16 protein-coding genes, 1 rRNA gene and 1 pseudogene are annotated in these 17368 nt (G+C 70.8%); 9 read left to right on the plus strand and 9 right to left on the minus strand.

Going from position 1 to position 17368, the window contains the following annotated elements; translation table 11 throughout:
- Positions 1 to 112 precede the first annotated feature (112 nt).
- The gene (gene pstS, locus ACZ7KF_RS05090) at positions 113 to 1237 is read right to left on the minus strand and encodes a phosphate ABC transporter substrate-binding protein PstS (RefSeq protein WP_471069528.1); all 1125 of its coding nucleotides are present in this window, start codon (positions 1235 to 1237) and stop codon (positions 113 to 115) included.
- A gap of 322 nt (positions 1238 to 1559) precedes the next feature.
- Between pstS and ACZ7KF_RS05095 the strand changes: the two genes are divergently transcribed.
- On the plus strand, positions 1560 to 3131 hold the full coding sequence (locus ACZ7KF_RS05095; protein ID WP_471069529.1) for an FAD-binding oxidoreductase: 1572 nt from the start codon (positions 1560 to 1562) through the stop codon (positions 3129 to 3131).
- Positions 3132 to 3212: 81 nt separating this feature from the next.
- On the opposite strand, the gene ACZ7KF_RS05100 is transcribed toward ACZ7KF_RS05095, so the two are convergent.
- The 6 genes and pseudogenes from ACZ7KF_RS05100 to ACZ7KF_RS05125 form a co-directional block, all read right to left on the minus strand.
- Positions 3213 to 3479, minus strand: a complete 267-nt coding sequence (locus ACZ7KF_RS05100; RefSeq protein ID WP_471069530.1) for a hypothetical protein — start codon at positions 3477 to 3479, stop codon at positions 3213 to 3215.
- A 142-nt stretch (positions 3480 to 3621) separates the two neighbouring features.
- Entirely contained in the window at positions 3622 to 4326 is a 705-nt protein-coding gene (locus tag ACZ7KF_RS05105; protein ID WP_471069531.1) for a phosphatase PAP2 family protein, read from the minus strand.
- 238 nt (positions 4327 to 4564) lie between these two features.
- Complete coding sequence (locus ACZ7KF_RS05110) at positions 4565 to 5566, minus strand: C40 family peptidase (protein ID WP_471069532.1); 1002 nt, start codon at positions 5564 to 5566, stop codon at positions 4565 to 4567.
- A 264-nt stretch (positions 5567 to 5830) separates the two neighbouring features.
- Complete coding sequence (locus tag ACZ7KF_RS05115) at positions 5831 to 6598, minus strand: trypsin-like serine peptidase (protein ID WP_471069533.1); 768 nt, start codon at positions 6596 to 6598, stop codon at positions 5831 to 5833.
- A gap of 6 nt (positions 6599 to 6604) precedes the next feature.
- Positions 6605 to 6778, minus strand: a pseudogene (locus ACZ7KF_RS05120) (hypothetical protein); the annotation flags it as partial.
- A gap of 13 nt (positions 6779 to 6791) precedes the next feature.
- On the minus strand, positions 6792 to 7715 hold the full coding sequence (locus tag ACZ7KF_RS05125) for an oxidoreductase (protein WP_471069534.1): 924 nt from the start codon (positions 7713 to 7715) through the stop codon (positions 6792 to 6794).
- Positions 7716 to 7804: 89 nt separating this feature from the next.
- Here ACZ7KF_RS05125 and ACZ7KF_RS05130 point away from each other — a divergent pair, with 89 nt between their 5' ends.
- From ACZ7KF_RS05130 to ACZ7KF_RS05160, 7 genes are all read left to right on the plus strand, one after another.
- Positions 7805 to 8410 carry a TetR/AcrR family transcriptional regulator gene (locus ACZ7KF_RS05130; protein ID WP_471069535.1) on the plus strand — a complete coding sequence of 202 codons (606 nt, stop codon included), beginning with the start codon at positions 7805 to 7807 and terminating at the stop codon, positions 8408 to 8410.
- A gap of 415 nt (positions 8411 to 8825) precedes the next feature.
- Positions 8826 to 9134: a hypothetical protein gene (locus tag ACZ7KF_RS05135; RefSeq protein ID WP_014673544.1), complete on the plus strand. Its 309-nt coding sequence runs from the start codon at positions 8826 to 8828 to the stop codon at positions 9132 to 9134.
- Between the two features lie 171 nt (positions 9135 to 9305).
- On the plus strand, positions 9306 to 10136 hold the full coding sequence (locus ACZ7KF_RS05140; RefSeq protein ID WP_471069536.1) for a DUF8175 domain-containg protein: 831 nt from the start codon (positions 9306 to 9308) through the stop codon (positions 10134 to 10136).
- The gene (locus tag ACZ7KF_RS05145; RefSeq protein ID WP_471069537.1) at positions 10126 to 11454 is read left to right on the plus strand and encodes a hypothetical protein; all 1329 of its coding nucleotides are present in this window, start codon (positions 10126 to 10128) and stop codon (positions 11452 to 11454) included. Before ACZ7KF_RS05140 ends, ACZ7KF_RS05145 begins: the two co-directional genes overlap by 11 nt.
- Entirely contained in the window at positions 11451 to 13007 is a 1557-nt protein-coding gene (locus ACZ7KF_RS05150) for an SCO6880 family protein (protein WP_471069538.1), read from the plus strand. The genes ACZ7KF_RS05145 and ACZ7KF_RS05150 overlap by 4 nt, the downstream gene beginning before the upstream one ends.
- Before the next feature lie 14 nt (positions 13008 to 13021).
- The gene (locus tag ACZ7KF_RS05155; protein WP_471069539.1) at positions 13022 to 14434 is read left to right on the plus strand and encodes an ATP-binding protein; all 1413 of its coding nucleotides are present in this window, start codon (positions 13022 to 13024) and stop codon (positions 14432 to 14434) included.
- 24 nt (positions 14435 to 14458) lie between these two features.
- On the plus strand, positions 14459 to 16015 hold the full coding sequence (locus tag ACZ7KF_RS05160; protein WP_471069540.1) for a type IV secretory system conjugative DNA transfer family protein: 1557 nt from the start codon (positions 14459 to 14461) through the stop codon (positions 16013 to 16015).
- Here the strand turns inward: ACZ7KF_RS05160 and ACZ7KF_RS05165 are convergent.
- On the minus strand, positions 16012 to 16578 hold the full coding sequence (locus ACZ7KF_RS05165; RefSeq protein WP_471069541.1) for a GNAT family N-acetyltransferase: 567 nt from the start codon (positions 16576 to 16578) through the stop codon (positions 16012 to 16014). The two genes, ACZ7KF_RS05160 and ACZ7KF_RS05165, sit on opposite strands and share 4 nt — an antisense overlap.
- Positions 16579 to 16663: 85 nt before the next feature.
- Between ACZ7KF_RS05165 and ACZ7KF_RS05170 the strand changes: the two genes are divergently transcribed.
- Positions 16664 to 17212 carry an isochorismatase family protein gene (locus tag ACZ7KF_RS05170; protein WP_471069542.1) on the plus strand — a complete coding sequence of 183 codons (549 nt, stop codon included), beginning with the start codon at positions 16664 to 16666 and terminating at the stop codon, positions 17210 to 17212.
- Between the two features lie 61 nt (positions 17213 to 17273).
- Here the strand turns inward: ACZ7KF_RS05170 and rrf are convergent.
- Positions 17274 to 17368 (minus strand): 5S ribosomal RNA (gene rrf, locus ACZ7KF_RS05175); the annotation flags it as partial.

The following is a 17368-nucleotide window of genomic DNA, read 5'->3' on the forward strand; positions in this document are numbered from 1 at the left end:
GTTCTCCGGTCTGCGGAGCCGCGTGCCCACGGGGGGCGGCGGCTCGTGGCGGCGGTGCACCGGACGGTGCGGCCCGGCCCTGTCGGGTACCGGGCCGCACTTGCGGATCAGGTCAGCTCAGGCCGTCGATGGTGGTGCGGACCTTGGCGATGATCTCGGCGGGGATCGGGGCGTAGTCGTTCTGCGTCAGAACCTTCTGGCCGTCCTCGCCGGCGATGTACTTCAGGAAGGCCTTGGTGGCGGGCAGGGTGTCCGCCTTGTTGCCCTTGTCGCAGACGATCTCGTAGGTGACCAGGGTGATCGGGTAGGCGCCCTCGGCCTTGGTCTTGTAGTCGAGCTGCAGGGCGAGGTCCTTGCCGGTGCCGATGACCTTGGCCGCGGCGATGTCCGCGGTGGCGGAGTCGGTGGACGGCTTCACCGGGGTCTTGGCGCCGGTGTTGATCGCGACGGTGGTCATGTCCTTGGCGTAGGACAGTTCGAAGTAGCCGATCGCGCCGGAGTTCTGCTTGACGCCCTGGGCCACGCCGGCGGAGCCGGAGGCCGCCTGGCCGCCCTGCGCCTGCCAGGCCTTGCCGCCGGAGTACTTCCAGTTGTCCGGGGTGGTGGCGATCAGGTACTTGGTGAAGTTGTCCGTGGTGCCCGAGTCCTCGGAGCGGTGGAACGCCTGGATCTTCAGGTCGGGAAGCTTCGCGTCGGGGTTCAGCTTCTTGATCGCCGCGTCGTTCCAGTTCTTGATCTTGCTGTCGAAGATCTTGGCGATCGTCGGGGCGTCCAGGACCAGGTTGTCGACACCCGGGACGTTGTAACCGAGGGCGATCGGACCGCCGACCATCGGGAGGTCGATGCCCTGACCGCCCGAGCAGACCTTCTTGGAGGCGGCGACCTCTTCGGGCTTCAGCGCGGAGTCCGAACCGGCGAACGCGATCTGGCCCTGGTTGAAGGAGGTCACGCCGGCGCCGGAACCGGCACCCTTGTAGTTGATCTGCACACCACAGGCCCGGGAGAACTCCTTGACCCAGGCGTCGATCGCGTTCTTCTGCGCGGAGGAGCCGTCTGCGAGCAGCTGACCCTTGGCGTCGTCGCACTTGATCGAGCCGGCGGCGGAGGACGGGTTGCCCGACGCCTTGCCGCCGTCGCCGTTGTCGTCGGAGCCACACGCCGTCAGAGCCAGGGCGCCGGTGACGGCGACAGCACCGAGAGAGAGGGCGCGCAGCCGGTTCTTGCGCTGAAGCATCACTTTCGGAAGTTCCTTCCAGGAGCCGCCGCTGTCGGCGGCGCGCGAGGGTCGGTGGTGCGTGAGTGCCTTTCAGGGCCGCACTCCGCACCGCGTAAGGCCGAAATTAGGCAGATCAGGTGAAGTGGCCGATGGCCATAAATGAACGCAGGGTGAACCCCTGCCGTCGGCCTGGTTAGGTCACGGAATGCTCACGGGGAGAACACATGAAGGTTCCGACGAGCGGGTTGCCCGGACACGTATCCGACGTTCTTCACCCGTTCGGCGGAACCTCATCGTGCGGGACGTCGTCTCGTTCCACGACAGCCGAGGAAAGGCGACGGACATGGAACGGCGTACGTTCATCTCGGGCGGCGCGGTCGCCCTCGCGACGACCGCACTGACCGGGTGCGGTGCGGGCGGAAGCTCCTCCCGCCCCGCGGCGGCGCGCACCGGGACGCCGTCCGCCCCATCCTCGCTCACGTCCCTGAAGACCACCAGCGCGAGCGCCGCAGCGAACTGGGCGGCCCTCGCCCGGGACCTCGACGGCAGCCTGGTACGGCCCGGCGACGCCTCCTGGAAGACGGCCCACCAGCTGTACAACACCCGCTTCGACGGCCTGAGGCCGGCCGCGGTGGCCTACGTCGCGCACGCCGCCGACATCCGCACGACCCTGGCCTACGCCCACGCGCACAACGTCAAGGTGTCGATACGCAACGGCGGCCACTCCTACGCGGGCTACTCCTCCGGCGACAACCGGCTGATCGTCGACGTGTCCCGGCTGAACCGGATCCGGGTCGGCGGCGGCCAGGCGGTCGTGGGCGCCGGCTCGAAGCTGATCGACGTCTACCGGGCGCTGGCCGCCAAGGGCGTGACCATACCCGCGGGCTCCTGCCCCACCGTCGGCGTCTCCGGCCTCGTGCTCGGCGGCGGCCACGGCGTCGCCTCCCGCGCCTACGGCCTGACCTGCGACAGCCTCACCCAGGCCACCCTGATCACGGCCGACGGCACCCAGGTCACCGCCGACGCCACCCACCACTCCGACCTCTTCTGGGCGCTGCGCGGCGCCGGCAACGGCAACTTCGGCGTCGTCACCGAGCTGCACTTCAAGACCCATGCCGCGCCGCAGGCCGTGACCGCCTACCTGACCTGGCCGTGGTCCAAGGCCGCCAAGGTGCTCAAGGCCTGGCAGGAGTGGGGCCCGAACCAGGCCGACGAGATCTGGTCCTCCCTGCACCTGGCCTGCTCCCCGGGCCGCACCCCGACCGTCTCCGTGGCCTGCTTCTCCCTCGGCACCTACGGCGAGCTGCAGAACGCCGTGGACCGCCTGGCCCACCTGGCCGGCGCGAACGCCTCCTCCGTCACCCTGCGCCGCCGCGGCTACGAGGAGGCCATGGAGATCTACGCCGGCTGCTCCTCCTTCTCCACCGACGCCCAGTGCCACCTGCCGGGCTCCACCCCGGGCCGCTCGCCGCAGGGCCGGCTGGGCCGCGAGACGTACGCGGCCCGCTCCGACTTCTTCGACCGCTCGCTGTCCGCGGCCGGCATCCAGACCGTGCTGAAGCAGATCGCCGCGGTGCGGGGCGGCGCGGGAAGCATCGCGTTCACCGCGCTCGGCGGCGCGGTCAACCGGGTCTCCCCCACCGCGACCGCGTTCGTCCACCGCCGCTCCCGGATGCTGGCCCAGTACATCGCCTCCTGGGGTGCGGGGGCCTCCGGCGGCACGGCACAGTCCTGGCTGACGACGGCCCACGGCGCGATGAAGCCGTACGCCTCCGGCGCCGCCTACCAGAACTACACGGACGCGACGCTGAAGGACTGGAAGAAGGCGTACTACGGGGACGCGGCGGCCCGGCTGGCCAAGGTGAAGAAGAGTTACGACCCGCAGCGCTTCTTCTCCTACGCGCAGGGGCTGTAGCCCCGGCTGCCTCCGCTTCCGCGCGCACGAGCCGTGACCCCGGCTCTCCGCTCCCGCACGCGGAAGCCGTAGCCGTAGCCGTCAGCAGTGGCAGAGCACGCCGACCACGACCGTCTCCGGGTCGAGGTGCTCCAGATGGCCGTCGGCCCACTCCCAGTAGCGCTCGGTGCCGGCGTCCCGCCAGCGGCCGTCCAGGCCGAGCAGGGCGTAGCCGGGGACGGCGGCGCGCAGCACGCTCTCCCGGTCGTCCGCGTGTTCCCGGCCGAAGCAGGCGACCGGGTCGGTGGTGAGGAACGACATGCCGAAGTGCGGGTCGCCGGCCACCGCCCGCCGGGCCACCTCCTGCACCAGGGGCTGCGCGATTCCAGTCGTCCGTGGCGTTGATGTCGTACGGCGCCATGGCGACGGCTACGGCGTCCGCCACCCGGTGCGGCGGGGTGGCGGCAGGCACACCGTGGCGAAGAACTCGGTCATGCGCGGGAGCGTAGAGCTACGCCGCCAGGTCGCGCTCCTCGGTTTCCAGGGGGGTCCGGGCGCCGGGCAGCAGGGTGTCCCGGCCGCCGCCCGCCACCGGGCGGCGCCGCACGAGCCACCCGGCGCGCGGCGAGCGCTCCACGGCCCGCATCAGCGGCGTGAGCAGGGCCGTGGCCGGCGGGGACAGCAGCAGGACGACCGCCGTACCGAGGGCGAAGCCGCCGACGACGTCCGTCGGGTAGTGCACGCCCATGTACACCCGGCAGAAGCCCTCCAGCAGGGCCAGCCCTATCCCCGCGAGGCCGAAGCGGCGGTTGGCGACGAAGAGCCCCACGCCGAGCGCCATCGTGATCGTCGCGTGGTCGCTGACGAAGGAGAAGTCGGTCTTGCCGCTGACGAGGACGTCCAGTCCCCGGTGGTCCACGAAGGGGCGGGGGCGCTCCACGAAACCGCGTATCGGGACGTTCACCAGGACCGCGAGGCCGGCCGCGAGCGGCGCCCACACCAGTGCGGCCACCGAGGGCGCCGCCTCCTCGCCGCCCCTGCGGCGCACGGACCACCAGCACCACAGGACCAGCAGCACCATGGCGATCAGCAGGCCGTACTCGCCGACGAACTCCATGGCCCGGTCGAACCACCCGGGGGCGTCCTTGGCCAGGCCGTTGATGTCGTAGAGCAGTTCGACGTCGGGGTTCGATCCGGATTCGGCGAGTACAGCCATGGTGCTGCGGCCCCTTCGTCGTTCGTCCGGACGCACCTCTTGTGCGTCGCTCCTACCCCCGTGGTGCGTAGATCCGCTTACGCTGCACTGCCGTACTGCCCGTACTGACGTCCGCTCGGCTACGTCAACAGGAACGCACGGCCACCATCAATACGTTCCACTCTCCACTGAATGATCACGCAGACGTTATCGAAGAGAGACTCGTCACCGCAGCTCAGGGCAGGGCTTCACCGTCGGCTCATACGGTCGTGGGGAGCGCTTTTGCGCCATCTTCGGTGACTCGTGTGGCGCCGAAGTAGTCGGGGGTGTCGACGGGGTCGAAACGGATCACGGCGCCGGTGCGCGGGGCGTCGATCATGTACCCGCCGCCCACGTAGATCCCCACGTGCCGGATGGCCCGCGAGTCGTTGTGGTCGTCGGAGAAGAACACCAGGTCGCCGGGGAGCAGCTGGTCCCGTGAGGGGTGCGGACCGGCGTTGTACTGGTCGTTGGCCACGCGCGGCAGGGTGATCCCGACCTTCTCGTACGCGGCCTTGGTCAGGCCCGAGCAGTCGAACCGCCCCCCCTGGTCGGCCGTGCCGTTGCCGCCCCACAGATACGGCGTGCCGAGCCGGCTCTGCGCGAAGGCGATGGCGCCGGCGGCCTGCCGGGTGGGGTCGATCCGGGTGACCGGCGCGGCGAAGCTCTTCTCCAGACTGCGGATCCGCTGGACGTAGTTCTGCGTCTCGCTGATGGCCGGCACCCCGCCCGACCGGATGACGCGGTAGGCGCCCGCGTTGTAGGCGGCGAGCATGTTGTCGGAGACGTCGCCCGGCACGTCCTTCACGTACTTCGCCAGCTCGCAGTCGTACGAAGCGGCGGACGGGATGGCGTCGTTCGGATCCCAGATGTCGCGCTTGCCGTCACCGTTGCCGTCGATGCCGTGCGTCGCCCATGTGCTGGGGATGAACTGGGCGATGCCCCGGGCGTCGGCCGGGCTGACGACGGTCGGGTTCCAGCCGCTCTCCTGGTAGAGCTGAGCGGCGAGGAGCGCCGGACTGATCGCGGGACACAGGTTGCCCCACTGCTGCACGAGCCCCTTGTAGGCGGCCGGAACGGCCCCCTTGGCCAGCCCCCGGCTCCCCGTGGTCACCCCGTTGACCAGGTTGCCGGCCACGATGTACACCCCGACGACGAGCAGCATGACGAACCCCGTGCCGACCGCGACGGCCGCACCACCGATCACCCATACCTTCCGCACGGGTCAACTTTCCCCCATGCCGGGCGGGTCCACGACACCTTCGGCGTGATGTGGCGTCATTTCATCGTGAGAATCAGGTACATGACGCCGGCACAGCCGGGTGCGCGGAGGTGAGGTGCCTGCACGCTCCGGTCGCCCTGACCGGCACCCCCGCGGAGGTCGAGGGGCGTGCCGGTGCGGCCCGAGCCCACGTCGGCCGTCGGCACTCCGGCGACGGGGCCACCGAGGCCGGCCGGTCCGGCGCGGCAGAGCGGTGAAGGACAGTCAGGAGGCTTTCTCGGCGCGCGCGTACAGCTCCCCGGCCGTGTCCCCCAGCACCACGCTGTACGAGACGTCGGCCGTGGCGCCGCCCTTGTCGTGGCCGCCGAGGATGCCCACGACCTGGTGGTCGCCGTTGATCCAGGGGCTGCCGCTGGTGCCGCCGGTGAAGTCGGGGCAGTCGATGCGCTGCTGGGTACCGCCGCGCGGAGACGGCCTGTTGGTACAGGTGATGGGCGTCTCCCGGGAGTCGGGATAGCCGGTGACGGTCACCGCGGTGGCGCCGGTGGCCACCCCGGGCGCGAACCCGTTGGCCCCGACCGTGTCCTCCAGCCCCTCGCCGGACCGGCCGGCGACGACGGCGAAGGCGAGATCGCTGTCCTCGTCCTGGTCCTCGACCCACCCGTCGGGCAGGAACCGCCGCGTCACCTCCCACACCCCGTACGGCGCCCGCCCGTCCCGGTAGCCCGGCACGAAGACCAGGTCGTCGGAGCCGTCCACGCAGTGCGCCGCGGTGACGACGAGGTCGCCCCCCGGGCTGTGCACCACGGACGCGGTGCAGAAGTGCCCGCCGACCGGCCCGCCCGCCCGGTCCGCGGCGAACAGCGCGCCCACCCGCGCGCTCGACCGGGTCGCGAGGGTGTCCGCGGTGACCCCGAGGGGCCCCCGCCCGTCGTCGGCGGTGGCCACGGAGGACGACGTCAGCGCGAGCAGCACCGCGGCGCCCAGCAACGCGGGCCGCGAGGTGACCGAGAGGCGTGAGATGCGCTTCATCAGGTCTCACTCTTTCCCCCGAAGGTGAGAAACCCGACCCGCCTTCGCTGAGATTTTCCTGTGAACCACGGCCCGGAACGTGGTCGTCATCCCGCCGTCCACCGCGGTCCTCCGTCCGGTGAGGAAGGATGCCGCGTCGCCCGCCAGGAGGACGACGGCGCCCGCGCTCTCCTCGGGCCCGCCCCGGCGGTGGTCACCGCACCGGCGCCGCGAGCCCCCACTGCACGCCTGTCAGCTCCTCGGACAGCGTCCACAGCCGCCGGGCCGCCGCGGGATCGCTCGCCGCCGCGCTGCGGCCGACCAGGGTCGGGGCGCCGCGCATCTCGGCCGGTCCGTCGGGGCCGACGTAGGCCGCGCCGGGCAGGTCCTGGGTGGCCGCGAAGAGGGTGGGCAGGGCGCCGGCCCGGTCGTCCTGGGCGAGCACCCTGTTGCCGACCGCCATGACGGCCCTGGCCAGGGGGTTCGCGGTGTGGCTCTGGAGGTTGGTGGCCGCCCAGCCGGGATGGGCCGCCAGAGCGCGCACGGCCGACCCGGCCTCCGTCAGGCGCCGCTGGAGTTCCAGGGTGAACAGCAGGTTGGCCAGCTTGGACTGGGCGTAGGCGCGGGTGGGGCTGTAGGTGCCGCGCAGGTTCACGTCCTCGAAGTGGATCACCTTGTCGCCCATGCGGTGCGCACCGGAGGACACGGTCACCACCCGGTCGGTCACCCGGGGCAGCAGCAGGTTGGTCAGCGCGAAGTGCCCGAGGTGGTTGGTGCCGAACTGCATCTCGAAGCCCTGCTTGGTGCGCTGCTCCGGGAGCATCATCACGCCCGCGTTGTTGATCAGCAGATCCAGCGGGCGGTCCCAGCCGGCGGCGAACGCGCGCACCGAGTCGAGGTCGGCCAGGTCCAGTCGGCGCACCTCGGTGCTGCCGTCGATCCGCGCCGCGGCGGCGCCGCCCCGGGCGAGGTCCCGTACGGCGAGCACCACGTGCGCCCCGGCCCCCGCGAGGGCGTGCGCGGCGGCGAAGCCGATGCCGCTGTTGGCGCCGGTGACCACGGCCGTGCGGCCGGTCAGGTCGGGGAGGTGGGTCGCGTTCCACTTGCGCGCGGTCCGCGCTTCGGTCGTGTCAGCCATACCCCCAAAGTAGGCATCGACAACAATGCTGTCAATGACAACAATGGTGGCGGCGCCAACAAAGCTGACGCCGACAACATCGGGATACGATGGTGCGCATGCCCACAAGCCGCCCCTACCACCACGGAGACCTGCGCGCCGCCCTGCTGCGGAGCGCCGAGCGCACCCTGCGTGAGAAGGGGGTCGGCGCGCTCTCGCTGCGGGAACTGGCCCGCGAGACCGGCGTCAGCCACGCCGCCCCGGGCCGGCACTTCAAGGACAAGCAGGCACTGCTCGACGCCCTGGCCCTGGACGGCTGCGAGCGGATGAACCAGACCCTGGCCGCCGCGGCCGACCGCCCGGACCTCTCCTTCGAGGAGCGGATGACCGCCCTCGCCCGCGCCTACCTCGGCTTCGCCGTCGAGCACCCGGAACTGCTGGAGCTGATGTTCGCGCGCAAGCACGACCCCGACAGCTCCGCGCAGCTCGCCGCGGCCGTCGACCAGGCCTTCGGCTCCTTCACCGGGCTGATCGCGGACGCCCAGGAGCGGGGCGAGATCGTCCAGGGCGCCCCCGAGCGCATCACGATGGTCGCCGCCGCGAGCCTGCACGGCCTCGCCGCCCTCATAGCCAGCTGCGCGCTGGAGGCGGACGAGGCCCTGGCGGGCCTGGACGAGCACGTCCACCTGCTGCTGCACGGACTGCGCCCACGCTGAACCGACCGCACACGGCCGCGCCCGCGCCCCGGCCGGCGCCCCGTCAAGCGGCAGCCGTCCGGCCGAGTTGCCGCACGAGGCCACAGAGCGCCCCGGAGGGAACGGACGGCCTTCACGCACCCGCCCCCGCCCGTGAGAACATCGATGCGGCTTCTCACCCGACCGGCCGTCAGAAACCGCGCCAGGTCGTGATGTAGGTCAACGACGGAACCACACGACAGGTTCCGGTCTGACCTCGTTGCCCGGCGTGACCTGCCGTGATACACAGAGTTACCGTACGGGCTATTCGTACGAAACCCGCCACTCAATGACGTCAAGTCGACATACGTTGGCGGCGTTGTCGGCGACAATGAGGCCTGACCTCTGCACACCGCAGAGGCACTCGCGGAACTACCCACCAGGGGCGGTGACTTACATGCTCTTTGCGGCCGACAAGGGAGACATCAACACCATCATCGGCGGGATCGCTCCGGACTGGGGCCCCTTCGGCAGCCTGGGCAACGAGGCCAAGGTGATGATCGAGGTGGTCATGGCCGTGGCCATCCTCCTCTGCCTCGGCATCGCGGTATGGGGTGCGGCGAAGCAGCGCATCGGCGCCACGGCCCTCCGGGACACCTTCAGCGCGGAACAGGGCAAGGGCCTGATCATCGCCGGCCTCACCGGGGTGTTCATCATCGGCTCCCTCGGCACGCTGTTCACCATCGTGTACGGCATGGCGGTCTAGCCCCAGCCCTCCCGGGCACGCCCGGCCACGGCTGTCCCCTTCACCCCACCCACCCGTCGTGCCCACCGGCTGAGGTTGCGTTTCCCTGATGTCGAGTCACCACACCGCGCCCGCGCGGGAACCAGCACGGCTACCGTCGTATGCCTACGAGGGTGAGGGAGCGCAGACGGCATGAGTCCCGGAGACGACCAGGCCTACACCGACTACCCCGAGACGGGCCACACCCGAACCCGCCTCCCCGAGACCGACCCCTACGGCGGCGCCCCCCGCCGCCCCCACCGCTCCTCCTCCAGAAGCCTGGTCACGGTGGTGGGCGTGGTGGTCCTCCTGATCGCGGCGATCGCATTCGCCAATCGGGGGGACGATTCGGCTGCCGACGGGGCGACGCCGAAGAACGACCGGCCGAAGGCCGCGTCGACCGCCGCAAGCGGAACCAGGCCGGTGGAGACCACGACCGGCGACATCCCTTCCGGCTTCGCCCACACGAACCAGGGAGCACAGAGCGCGGCGGCGAACTACGCGGTGGCGCTGGGGTCGGCGGACATGTTCAACACCACATGGCGTCACCGGATCGTGAGCACGGTCTACACCCCGGATGTGGCGGCGGCCAAGCAGTCGGCCATGGACAGCGCCTACGCCAGCGAGAAATTCCTCGCCAACATCGGCTTGGCCAAGGACGGGAGCGCCCCGAAGGGGCAGACGTTCGTCTCGCGGGTCATCCCCGTCGGCACCAAGGTCACGTCCTCGGAGGCGGACGGCATGACGGTCGAGGTCTGGTACACGTCGCTGTTCGGCCTCTCCGGGGAAGCCTCCCGGAATCCGGTGACCGAGAGCTGGTACACCACGACGTACAAGCTCAAGTGGATCAATGACGACTGGAAGGTCGCCGACTCCCAGCAGAAGGACGGTCCGGTCCCCGTCGGCCGTGACCAAACGGCTTCGACCTCAAACGACATGACGAAGGCCGTCGAGGAGTACGGAGGGTTCACGTATGCGCGCTAACCACCGCGTCCTCAGGATCACGGCTGTCATCGGGGCCGCGCAGGCGGCCACGCTCCTGCTGGCGGGCCGCGCATTCGCCGCGCCCGATCCTTCCCCGTCCCCCACCCAGAGCAGCGATCCCTGCGCACTGATTCGCGACGCCGCCAAGGAATTCTGCGAGAAGGACAGCGGTTCCAAGGGTTCCTCGGGCTCGACCGATGCCCCCCTCAGTGACACCCTCGACCCCCTCACCTCCCTCGCCAAGGGGTGTGCCGACGCCGCCTCCTGGACCATCAAGAAGCTCAGTGACGCCGTGAAGGAGACCGCCAGTGTCGACTTCACCAATCAGGCGTTTCTCAAGCAGTACGCCATCGTCTTCGCCGCCTCCACCATCCTCACCCTCCTGCTGTGGCTGCTCGCCGTCGCCAAGCGGGCCGTGCGCGGTGTGCCGCTGACCACCGCCATCTCGGAAGCCGTCGGCTTCCTCTGGCTCACCGTGCTCGCCTCCGCCTTCACCCCCCTGATCCTGTACACCGTCGTATCGGCGGCGGACGGCGTCACCGACGTCCTCGCCAAAGCCACCGGCGACCAGGCCGACACGTTCTTCGGCACCTTCTCCGGCGCCCTGAACAAGGGCACCGACATCGGCGGCGGCCCCATCATGCTGATCGTCGTCTCCCTGGTCAGCATCCTCGCCGCCGGCGTCCTCTGGCTGGAGCTGGTCATCCGCGCCGCCCTGCTCTACGTCGGCGCCCTCCTCGGCACCGTCGTCTACGCGGGACTCGTCGACAAGAACCTCTGGGGCCACGTCCGCCGCTGGGCCGGGATCATGATCGCCGTCATCCTCGTGAAGCCGGTCATCGTCATCGTGCTCGGCCTCGCCGGCGCCCTGTCCGGCGACAACGGCCCCGACGCCTTCTCCGCCGTCGTCTCCGGCCTCGCCATCATCCTGCTGGCCATCTTCGCCAGCGCGATGATCTACCGCTTCGTCCCCGGCTTCGGCGACGAGATCGCCGGCTCCCGCAGCAACCGCATCATGCAGGGCGCCGAGAGCAAGGCCGCCGCCGTCATCAGCTCCCCCGCCACCCTCGTCGCCCAGGGCATCAAGACCCACAGCACCCGCGCCGACAGCAACACAGGGGCGCAGAGCGGCGCCGGCACGCCCCGCCAGGCCAACCCCGCCAGCGGCGGTGTCGCCGCCCACAGCAGCCGTACCCCCACCGGGGGCACCGGCGGAGCCGTCCCCTCCGCCACGCCCGCGCCCCGCGCGTCCAGCCCGGTCAACACCCCGCACGCCAGCAACGCCCGCAACAACCGCTCAGGAGGTGAAGGGCGTTGACGACCGAGTCCCACCTGTCCCATCCGGTCACGCCCCGCCGTACGTATCTCATCGGCCGCGCCCGGCCGAACGCGATCGTCGGCCGGAACCGCGAGTCCGGCGAGATCGCGCTGATCATCGTCGGCGCGTTCCTCGGCATGATGTGCGGCCTCCTCGTCCCGGTCCTCTCCCTGCGGATCGTGCTGCTGACGGGCTTCCCGCTGCTCGCGCTCGCCGCGGTCTACGTGCCGTACAAGCGCCGCACCTTCTACAAGTGGTTCGAGATCAACCGCTCGTACAAGCGGACCCTCAAGAGCGGGGCCGTCTACCGGTCCGGCGCCATGGAGGCCGGCACCCGGCTCGACGGCAGGGAGATCGAGGTCGGGCCGCCCCCCGGCATCGGACGGATCTCCTGGCTCGCCGCGCCCTTCGGCCCGGACGAGATCGCCGTCCTGCTGCACGCCGACCGCAAGACGGTCACCGCCGCCATCGAGATCGAGGGCCCCGGCGTCGGCCTACGCGACTCCGAGGACCAGGAGGCCCTGGTCGACCGCTTCGGCACCCTGCTCAAGCACGTCGCCAACGGCGACGGGTTCGTCACCCGGCTGCAGATGCTCGCCCGGACCCTGCCCGCCGACCCGGACGCGCACGCCAAGGACGTCGTCCTGCGCGGCGACGAGCGCTCCCTGGACTGGCTCCAGCAGTCGTACGACCAGCTCCAGTCCATGGTGTCCACCAGCAGCGAGCAGCACCGCGCCTACCTCGTCGCCTGCATGCACTACAACCGCGAACTGGCCGCCGAGGCACACGCCATGGCCCGCGCCGCCCGCGCCCACGGCAGCAAGGTCGACCGGGACGCCGGACTCGCCGTCGTCATGGCCCGCGAGCTGACCGACATCTGCTCGCGGCTCCAGGAGGCCGACATCCGCGTCCGGCAGCCGCTGGGCCAGGGGCGGCTGGCGTCCCTCGTCCACTCCATGTACGACCCCGACCACCCCATCGACCACATCCAGGCGATGACCAGGCGCAACGCCTGGCCGGCCGAGCTGGACGCCATGGAGCCCACCTACCTCCAGGCCAAGACCCGGGAGTCGGGCACCCGCGCCCCCTGGTGCCACGCCACCGCCTGGGTGAAGGAGTGGCCCATGACCCCGGTCGGCGTGAACTTCCTCGCCCCGCTCCTCGTCCACACCCCCGACGTCATCCGCACGGTCGCCGTGACCATGGACCTCGAACCCACCGAGATCGCCATCGAGCGCATGCTGACCGAGAAGACCAACGACGAGGCCGACGCGTCCCGGGCGGCGAAGATGAACCGGACCGTCGACCCGCGCGACATCGCCGCGCACAACCGTCTCGACCAGCGCGGCGAAGACCTCGCCAGCGGCGCGGCGGGCGTCAACCTCGTCGGCTACATCACCGTCTCCTCCCGTTCCCCGGAGGCCCTGGCCCGCGACAAGCGCACGATAAGGGCCTCCGCCGGCAAGTCGTACCTCAAGCTGGAGTGGTGCGACCGAGAGCACCACCGCGCCTTCGTGAACACACTTCCCTTCGCCACCGGCATCCGAAGGTAGGGGCTGATTCACCGATGCGGGATCCGCTGTCCGTCCTCACCGAGGCCTTCACCTCCTTCCTCTTCGGGAAGGTGGAGACGACCCGGCTTCCCGTGCGCACCTCCACGGGACAGGCCCAGGCCGTCTACCTGCCCACCGCCGCGCCCGGCCTCGGCGACTCCGGCGTCATCATCGGCCGCGAGGTGTACTCCGGGAAGGGCTACATCTACGACCCCTTCCAGCTGTACGGCCAGCAGCTGCCGGCTCCGCACTGGCTGGTGCTCGGCGAGTCCGGCAACGGCAAGTCGGCGCTGGAGAAGACGTACGTCCTGCGCCAGCTGCGATTCCGGGACCGTCAGGTCGTCGTCCTGGACGCGCAGGGCGAGGACGGCGTGGGCGAGTGGAACCTGATCGCGCAGGAGCTGGGGATAACCCCCATCCGGCTCGACCCCACGGCCGCCCTGGACCACGGGATCCGGCTCAACCCGCTGGACCCGGCGATCACCACGACCGGGCAGCTCGCGCTGCTGCGGACCATCATCGAGGTGGCCATGGGCCATGGCCTGGACGAGCGTTCCGGCTTCGCCCTGAAGGTCGCGCACTCGTACGTCAACGAGACCATCGTCGACCGCCAGCCCGTCCTGACCGACATCGTCGAACAGCTACGGCACCCCGAACCGGAGTCGGCCGAGGCGATGAACGTCGCCATAGACGACGTACGGGCGTGGGGCCTGGACGTCGCCCTGGTGCTGGACCGGCTGGTCGACGGTGACCTGCGCGGCATGTTCGACGGCCCGACCACGGTCGGCATCGACCTGGACGCCCCGCTGATCGTCTTCGACCTGTCCCACATCGACCGCAACTCCATCGCCATGCCGATCCTCATGGCGATCGTCGGCGTGTGGCTGGAGCACACCTGGATCCGCCCCGACCGGAAGAAGCGCATCTTCCTGGTCGAGGAGGCCTGGCACATCATCAACAGCCCGTTCGTGGCCCAGCTGTTCCAGCGGCTGCTGAAGTTCGGGCGCCGGCTGGGCCTGTCCTTCGTGGCGGTCGTCCACCACCTGTCCGACGTGGTCGACGGGGCCGCGGCGAAGGAGGCGGCGGCCATCCTGAAGATGGCGTCGACCAGAACGATCTACGCCCAGAAGGCCGACGAGGCCCGGGCGACCGGCCGGGTCCTCGGCCTGCCCCGCTGGGCGGTCGAGATCATCCCCACGCTCACCCCCGGCATCGCGGTCTGGGACGTCAACGGCAATGTCCAGGTGGTCAAGCACCTGGTCACGGAGACGGAACGGCCACTGGTCTTCACCGACCGCGCGATGACCGAGTCCTCCAGCGACCTCGCCGCCGAGGACCCCCTGCGCGCGGCCGAACTGGAGGCCGAGCAGCGGGCCGCGGCCTTCGTGGAACAGCACCTCGGCGACTCCGAGTCGACGGTGGCGTAGGACGGTGGCGTAAGGGAGTGCAGGGTGAGACCGGACGAGCGCCGTGACAGCCGCCGGGAGGGCCAGGGCGGCGGCATCCCCGACGGCCTGCTGATCGGCATACTGGCGTTCCTCCTCGGCATGACCGTGCTGGTGTGGACGGCCACGGGCCTGTCGGCCTTCTTCGCCCGGGGCGGCTGGCCCGACGGCGTCACCTTCACCCGCACCCCGCCGGCCATGCGCCACCTCATCGGCCGGCCGCACGACCTCGCCGGCTCCTGGCCGGACACCCCACCGTCCCAGCTGTCCGGCTGGGGCCTGTTCTGGGGCCTGTTCATCGGCCAGCTGATGATCCTCTTCGTCCTCACCATGTTCACGATGGGCGCGGTGGCACGCTGGCGGGCGGGGAAGAGACGGCGGGCCACGGCCGAGGGCACGGGGACGCGGGGAAGCGGGCCGACGGCCGCCCTCCCCCGGGACCCGGAGCCCGCGTACGAGACTCCTCTGCCCACGCCCGCACCCCTGCCCGAGCCCACTCCCCCGCCCGTGACCGAGCCAGCGCCCGCGCCCGCGCCCGCGGCGGCGCCCGCCTTCCACGCCGAGGTTCCGGCGCCCCGCAGCGAGCCGGAGTCCCCGGTGGTGGGCGGTCTCCCGGCCCACGGCGAGCGGGCGGGCGGAGAGGAGAGGATCCTCATCGCGCCCAGGGAGAGCCGCCGGTCGGCCGCGGCCCAGGCGGTGCGCGACACGGCGGGCCCCGTCCTCGTCGTCACCTCGAACCCGGCCCTGTGGGCGGAGACCAAGGACACCCGGGCCAAGCTGGGCCCCGTCCTGCTCCACGACCCCGCCCACCTCTGCGACACCCCGGCCCGCCTCCACTGGTCTCCCACCACCGGCTGCGAGGACCGACAGACGGCGCTGCACCGGGCGACCGCCCTGCTCGCCCCCGTGCGGCCCACCGCCAGGATCGACCAGGCGGTGGCGGACACGGCGACCACCCTGCTGCGCAGCTATCTGCACGCCGCCGCGCTGGAGAACCGCACCGTCCGGCATGTCCACCGCTGGTCCCAGGGCACCCAGGTGCAGGACGCCGTCCGCACGCTCCGTACCCACGCCAAGGCCGCCCCCGGGGCCGCGGGCGAACTGGAGGCCGCGCTCACCGCGCACCCGGAACGCCGGGACATGGCGCAGGAGCTGACCAGCCGGGCGCTGTCCGCCCTGTCCACGGTCAACATCCGCGAGTCCTGCACGCCGAACCGAACTGATGCGCTGACCCTGGATTCCTTCGTCCATGAAGGGGGCACGCTTTATGTGGTCGGTGAATCCATCGAGGACCCCAGGAGCGTTCCGGGCGCGATGCCGCTCCTGACGGCCCTCGTCTCCAGCGTGGTCGAGCGCGGCCGGCGCATGGCCGAACGGTCATCCTCCGGTCGGCTCGACCCACCACTCACCCTGGTCCTGGACGATGTCGCGGCCGTGGCCCCGTTCCCCGAGCTGCCGTCGCTGCTCGCCACGGGAGCCGACCAGGGTCTGCCGACGCTCGTCCTGCTCCGCTCCCGTGAACAGGCCCGCTCCCGCTGGCCGCACCAGCAACTGCCGGTCTAGGCCGGCCGCTCCAGGACCAGCTCCAACTCGGTCTCCGCCTCGTTCTTCGAGAACGTGACGACCACGCCGCTCGGTTCGAAGCCGACCTTCCGGTACGCCGCCCGCGCCCGCGCGTTGTCCTTGTGCACGAACAGCCGTACCCGCTCGGCCGCCCGTTCCCACGCCCACGTCACACCGGCCTCGAACAGCGCCTCGATCAGCCCGTTCCCCCGGTGTTCGGGCCGTACGAAGACCCCGACCACATGTCCCTGCCGGCGTTCTACCGCGGCCCCGGTCCAGTCCCGGGTCCCGGGTTCCTCCACGAGCACGGTGAGCGATCCGGCCCAGGTCCCGTCGGGCGCCTCGGCGACGAACTGGAGGGATGTCGTGGACCCTTCGCCCGAGCCGACGGCCCGGTCCTGCCAGAAGACGTCGGGCCGGGCCGCGGCCTCCTCGTACTCCTCCAGGAAGGCGAGATGCGCGACCGGGTCCCGCAGGGCGTCCAGCCGCAGCTGCCTCACCTGCTCCCACTCGTCGGGACGTATGGCACGGACGACGTAGTCGTTCCTGGTCAGGAGGGTCATGCGCCCCACCGTAGCCCGCACCCTTGGGACCGCTCACCCCAAATACGGAGGTCGGCTGTCAGTGCCGGGTCCTACTGTGGGCCGCATGACCACGCTTCCCGAACGGCCCCACACCGCATTGCTCGTCGTAGACGTCCAGAACGGCGTGGTGGCGAACGCCCACGACCGCGACGGCGTCGTCGCCAACATCGGCCTCCTGGTCGGCAAGGCCCGCGCGGCCGACGTGCCGGTCATCTGGGTGCAGCACTCGGACGAGGAGTTGACGGTGGGCAGCGAGAGCTGGGAGTACGTCCCGGAACTCGTCCGCCGTGACGCCGAGCCGCTGGTGGCCAAGAACTATCCGGACTCCTTCGAGGACACCGCCCTGGAATCCGTCCTGGCCGAGCGAAAGGTGGGTCGGCTGTTCGTCACCGGCGCACAGACCGACGTGTGCATCCGGGCGACCCTGCACGGCGCGATCGTCCGCGGGTACGACGCGACGCTGGTCGCCGACGCCCACACCACCGAGGACCTCACCGCCCATGGCGCTCCCGCACCGGACAAGGTGATCGCCCACACCAATCTCTACTGGCGCTGGCACAGTGCGCCCGGCCGGCAGGGCGGGACGGTGAACACGGCAGAGGTCACTTTCTGAAAATCCCCCGGAACGCAGAAAACCCCCGCATCGAATCGATGCGGGGGTTTTCCCAATATTTGTTCGGCGGCGTCCTACTCTCCCACAGGGTCCCCCCTGCAGTACCATCGGCGCTGTGAGGCTTAGCTTCCGGGTTCGGTATGTAACCGGGCGTTT

This window comes from Streptomyces sp. NPDC038200 (genome assembly GCF_055600785.1).